General features: G+C 37.3%; 3 protein-coding genes and 1 pseudogene. 1 reads left to right on the top strand and 3 read right to left on the bottom strand.

The genetic code is table 11. From position 1 onward, the window contains the following. A pseudogene (locus ACEO2X_RS13450) lies at nt 1-218 on the top strand (transposase); the annotation flags it as partial. Between the two features lie 285 nt (nt 219-503). On the opposite strand, the gene ACEO2X_RS13445 reads toward ACEO2X_RS13450, so the two are convergent. The 3 genes from ACEO2X_RS13445 to ACEO2X_RS13435 form a co-directional block, all read right to left on the bottom strand. After that, nucleotides 504-2,123, bottom strand: a complete 1,620-nt coding sequence (locus ACEO2X_RS13445) for an oleate hydratase (RefSeq protein WP_004726755.1) — start codon at nt 2,121-2,123, stop codon at nt 504-506. A 332-nt stretch (nt 2,124-2,455) separates the two neighbouring features. Further along, entirely contained in the window at nt 2,456-3,112 is a 657-nt protein-coding gene (locus ACEO2X_RS13440) for a hypothetical protein (protein WP_317098469.1), read from the bottom strand. Then, nucleotides 3,102-3,902, bottom strand: a complete 801-nt coding sequence (locus ACEO2X_RS13435; protein ID WP_317098470.1) for a DUF6502 family protein — start codon at nt 3,900-3,902, stop codon at nt 3,102-3,104. Before ACEO2X_RS13435 ends, ACEO2X_RS13440 begins: the two co-directional genes overlap by 11 nt. Nucleotides 3,903-4,080: the final 178 nt, after the last annotated feature.

Raw genomic sequence — 4,080 nt, 5'->3', positions numbered from 1 at the left:
TCACTGGCTTTGTGCAAAGTCTGATTAAACTTTGCGGATTAAATTGGACCGCACCAGATTACAGTACGCTTTGTAGAAGACAAAAGCATATTGATATTGCAATCAGCTACCAAAAAAGTAGCGATGGACTGCATCTACTCGCAGACTCTACAGGCATGAAGTTTCTAGGTGAGGGCGAATGGAAACGCAAGAAACATGGAGCTGAATATCGTCGCCAATAATGACGTATAAAGTTTTATCTAATTTTTCTTTTTATCCAATTTAAAATTAGGTGCGTACACGGCCTCAACTTTCAATAAAGTATAAAAGGTGTTTGTGTAGGCAATACCCTTACTTTTGATAAGCCAAAAGAAAGCAAAAGCCTTTGTTACCCATACATAACATCCCTATTATGATGGATAACGTGTGGCATCCCTGCCACACTCGTGTATCCAAACGTTGCTTAAATTAAACTATGTAATAGTGGCGACATAAAGGTGCTCTTATCGCTATATATTAAAAACTTAGTGGAACACTGTTTCTAAAGCTTTTAAACCCACTTTGGGATCAAGTAGACCGTTGTAAATTTCAGGGATTTCACGTTCCACCCCAAAAAATTCATAAATGGCAAGCATCGCCCCACGAACTGAATATTCCACAGTAAAGACCACGTCATCTTCAATTTCCACAAACTGTCCAAGGAAAGCAAAGTTTTGTGAGCCTTGTGGAATTACCTGTGGACGATCCCCCGGTTTACGGCAGGCGAATAGGGCAGAGGCGTATGGCATCATGGCGGTAGTAACATCAGTCGTTGCCAAAACATGATCTAAAATGTCGTCAAAACCGAGCTGTTTAATCAGTTCTGTTAGGATTTCTTGCCCCGTGGCTTCGGACATTGGTTTTTTGATGTAATCGCCTATATGGTCAATTTGGAAACCGTAGCCCCATAAGGTATATAAACCTTCAGGTAAGTCGGCAAAGTGTGGCTGTGCAGGAACCACGATGGATAAATGCCAACCCGACTCATACCAAGTCATGAGTGCGCCTGTGCCTGGTTCATTGCCTGTATAGTCAATAATACGTTTAAGTAGCACGTCATCTTTCATGGTCAGAGTGAAAGACTCCCACTTATGTTCATCGACATTGCCATAAAAAGTCATTGGACGGCCAAAGTCTGGGGCTTTTTGTGCCAGCGTTTCCCAAAGCGTCCAGCCATGATCTTCTCGATGACGAATAAGGGCAGGCACGTCATGATTACCGCCATAACGTGAGTCTGCTGTAATAGAGCCTAAAGTGAAAATAGCTAAATCATTGGCTTTCAGATTAATTTGCTCTGAGCCTTCAGGCAATTGTACATATAGGCGTGAAGCGTAGCGTTCTTGAGTTTCAGCATTGGTAATGAAGTCTGCATCTGTGACATAGTGTCCAAAACGCACATCGACGCCTTGTGCGACTAACCAACGCTGTAGGGGCAGAATCATCGAGTCATATTGGTTGTACTTGGTACGTTTCACACCCGCTAAGGTATGAATGCGTGGCAATTCTTGAATAAAACGCAAGAAATAGCGTCTTAACTCTGCTGCACTGTGCCATTTTTGAAAAGCGAAAGTCGTGCGCCACATGCGCCAGAAATTGGTTTCAAAAAAGGTTTCATCAAAAAACTCATCAATGCGGCGACTGCCAATTTTTTCTTCTTTTGAAGCTAATAGGCGCAGCATCTGTGCACGATGTAGCGTATTCAGACCAAGCTTTGCTGCATCCGCAATGACATGTTCGGCATCAATCAACCGTGCATTGGCGTGGGTTTTCACTTTTTCATTAAACTCACGACATTCTTCACGCACCGAAATGTCTGGATTTTCCAAAGATGGAATACTGGAAAATAAGTCCCATAGGCACAAATAAGTTTCATCGGTCAGCATTCGCCCACCACGTGTTACCCAAGCTTGCGCGGCATGCGGTGTATGTCCACCATCCATCGAACCACCTGAAATATCGAGTTCTTCTAAAATATGGATATTTTTGGCAGGGACTTTGGCATCACGGATTGCAAATGCAGCAGCAGCCATACCTGCGATACCACCACCAATAATCCAAAGATGGGACTGTTGTGCGTCTAATGGGGTGCGCTTCTTCTTTTGCATGGTTCACCTTTAATAATGATGTTAAAAACTATGAAGTATAAAATGTGATTTAGAAAAACCTTAAAAATAGTATAACTTTTTATATATGAAAAATGTATGAAATGGGAAGCAATTTACTCATTATATTTTGTAATCAAAAAAATGTAAGTAATGGTTATTTTTAATACACATTTGTATTTTTTTTAAAATTAAATATAATTTAAGTAATTGATTTTATTATTTTATTGAGTAATCACTCTATTTTGATCATATTTGTTTGTGTCTGAAGAATGTGTTTGAAACTAGGCTTTCTATTGATCATTAAAAGATATAATTGAATAATAGATCTTTCATCAATTAAAATTTTTATTTTTTATCAATTCCAATGGTAGCTGCAATTCTCCACACTCTTCTTCTGGTTCATCAGATGGGATAGTAATTTTAACTTGACTATTTAACTGCCATACTCCGTTTACAGGTTCAAATAACTTGTATCTTAGTTGAAAAATACGCTCTTCATCTGGCATTAACTCAACTTTTTTAATAATTGAACACTGCATCTCAGGAAATAATTGGTCTTTTGTTTCAGTATTATAAAAATCTAAAGGCACATTGCAATCAGGATATTCTAATATCACTTTATCCCAATAATTATTAAGAAAAGATAATTTAATCTCTATAGGAATACCTTTATCTTTATCCATTTTTAGATCATATAAAGTATCTTTACGTAAGTCTGTTTTTTGATATAAATCCAAAAATTGAATTTCGCGAACGACTAGACCACATAAATCAGTTACAGCCCCAGATAGTTTTAACGTATATTGGTCCTGTTTAAAGAAATCATCACTATTGCTGTCGTTAGCATTCCCAAGACCAGGTGGAGGTGGAAGCCCATTACCTGTACCTTCTAGACTAGCTCCCCCTACACTAAAATCCTCTCCACAACCAATGATTGTTAAAAATAAAATATTAAAGCAAAATAGCTTAACTATTTTCTTAACGGTCATGTTGATAAACCCCAAATATGAAAGTTTTGGTAGCATCTAGCTTACCTTCATCCTCTGCACATTTTTCAGAAGCTAACTTTAGTAGTTGTAGTGCATATTCGTGCCACAACTTTAGACTTTGATCACGTAAAAACTGAACAGATGCTTCTGTTAATTCATCTGCACACACAGCTTGTTCTAAAAAGTTTGTCTGATTATTTTCAAATAAATTATGTAAACCTGCAGCCAAATGGGATTGTAAGTTTTTAACTAAAATTTTACGAGCTTCTTGTAAAGAAGGATCAGGAATAAATTGTCCTTTTTGCAATAAAATATTACCATCTTTTTCAAGCACTACGCCTAATCGGATCAACTCATTTAACACAGACCTAGGATGGCGCTCAGTAGATACTCTTTTTACCAAAATTTCAAAATTATTTTCTTTATCACTACTGAATGGTAAACACTCTCCCCAACCTTCTGCTAACCATAAACCTATAACCCGAGAAGGAACACTAATTGGTTCAGAGATATTTGCTTCAGTCAAAGGCTTACCTGCCAGCTTCGTCTCTTTATATGCAGTGACATCCTTACGGTGTAGACCGGATAATAAACTAATAGCAGAAATAGTAGGCTTTTGATCAATCCTTTCTAATTCTTGAAGAGCCTGTTGATAAAAAATTGGTTTTAAAGCAGCGGAAAATTCTGTATATCCAACACCAGAACGAATTAACCATTGACTCAGATAATTCATGAGTACAAGCACTTGCTTTAAATTAAACTCAGCATCATTAGTAGGAAGTTTAGTCATCACACCAACAGCAGTAAAATTTCAATTGAAAATTTTCTCACTATTTTTAGTACCTCACAAATTATATCAGATCAATTTTCGTATTCCTTGTGAAATAAAAATACTCACAACCTAGCTACATAGCTCTAAATCTATGAATTTTTAATCTCTCACTATTTAACGTTCATCTATTTACAAC

It is taken from the genome of Acinetobacter sp. AL9 (genome assembly GCF_041464035.1).
In the GTDB taxonomy this organism is placed as follows: Bacteria; Pseudomonadota; Gammaproteobacteria; order Pseudomonadales; family Moraxellaceae; genus Acinetobacter; species Acinetobacter towneri.
The sequence above is the reverse complement of the archived record's forward strand: the minus strand, read 5'-3'. Positions and strand labels throughout refer to the sequence as shown.

Coding starts and splice junctions, on each gene's coding strand:
- ACEO2X_RS13440 (WP_317098469.1), bottom strand. CDS start 3,112: ATGACCGTTAAGAAAATAGTTAAGCTATTTTGCTTTAATATTTTATTT.
- ACEO2X_RS13445 (WP_004726755.1), bottom strand. CDS start 2,123: ATGCAAAAGAAGAAGCGCACCCCATTAGACGCACAACAGTCCCATCTT.
- ACEO2X_RS13435 (WP_317098470.1), bottom strand. CDS start 3,902: ATGACTAAACTTCCTACTAATGATGCTGAGTTTAATTTAAAGCAAGTG.